At 65.3% G+C, this 1,151-nt stretch carries 1 protein-coding gene and 1 pseudogene; both read right to left on the bottom strand.

All coding sequences use genetic code 11. The features are described 5' to 3' along the window. Positions 1 to 452: 452 nt before the first annotated feature. Positions 453 to 938 (bottom strand): annotated as a pseudogene (locus tag ABZV42_RS42270) (TerD family protein); the annotation flags it as partial. Positions 939 to 966: 28 nt separating this feature from the next. Continuing rightward, a partial coding sequence (locus tag ABZV42_RS42265; protein WP_356057674.1) for a TerD family protein occupies positions 967 to 1,151 on the bottom strand: 185 nt, incomplete at its 5' end.

The raw sequence follows: 1,151 nt of genomic DNA, 5'->3' as shown, positions 1-1,151 counted from the left end.
GCCCGCCCCTGACCCGCAGCAGGGCTCCACGACATGGCTCCTGGTCATGCGAGTCAGGGTCGAATGACGCTATCTCAATAGCCGTCGGGCCAGGACTCGTGATGAGACCTGGGTCCGTGATCCGGTTCGGCGGTCACACTCCAAGATCAGTGATCAGTGGTGGCTTTGCCACCAGACGACCACCAGGCCAAAGGCAGTAGTCCCGGCGGCATATCCGATCCCGCGCAGAGCGCCGTCGCCAAGTTCGCGAGCACCGCTGGCCAAAACGTGCAACCACTTCCTAGGGGTCTGGTGGAGCACTGGCTCGCTGTCTTCCCTAGACTCACTCACGGGAACCCTTCTGTCCGACTCGATGGATACGGGTGGTTCCAGTCGGGCTCTCTCGGCCGAATGCTTGCCGGCTGGGCCGAGAGGGCCCGTTCGCACGAACCGCTCCTCCTGAAAAGGTAGTTGGTCCGGTTGATGCGAAAGTCTAGGGCGATACCTCGCAGCCCCGATGCGTACCCCTGGCCGACCGCCCGGAACTTCCATTCGCCACCGTTGCGGTATAGCTCGCCGAAGATCATCGCCGTCTCCGTCGAAGCGTCCTCGCTCAGGTCGTAGCGGGCCAACTCCTGGCCGTCGGCCTGGTTGACCACACGGATGAAGGCGTTGCTGACCTCGCCGAACGTCTGGCCCCGTACGTCCGCGTCGTGGATCGAGACCGGGAAGACGATCTTGTCGCAGGCGGCGGGCACCTTCGTCAGGTCGACGATGAGCGACTCGTCGTCACCCTCGCCCTCACCGGTCAAGTTGTCACCGGTGTGCTCGACCGAGCCCTCTGGGCTCTTGAGGTTGTTGTAGAAGACGAAGTACTCGTCGCCGAGCACCCGCCCGCTCGCGCACAGCAGGGCGCTGGCGTCGAGGTCGAAGTCGGCTCCGGTGGTGGTGAGCGCGTCCGGCGCCGGACGCGGGAGAGCGGTCGGCTCAGATGTTGACGCCGAAGGCCTGCGCGATGCCGCGCAGGCCCGAGGCGTAGCCCTGGCCGATGGCGCGGAACTTCCACTCCGCGCCACTGCGGTATAGCTCGCCGAAGATCATCGCGGTCTTGGTCGAGGCGTCCTCGCTCAGGTCGTAGCGCGCGAGTTCCTGGCGTCGGCCTGGTTGACCAC

It is taken from the genome of Streptomyces sp. NPDC005281, assembly GCF_040607495.1.
In the GTDB taxonomy this organism is placed as follows: domain Bacteria; phylum Actinomycetota; class Actinomycetes; order Streptomycetales; family Streptomycetaceae; genus Streptomyces.
Note: the sequence above shows the minus strand (reverse complement) of the source record. Positions and strands in the feature narration are given on the sequence as shown.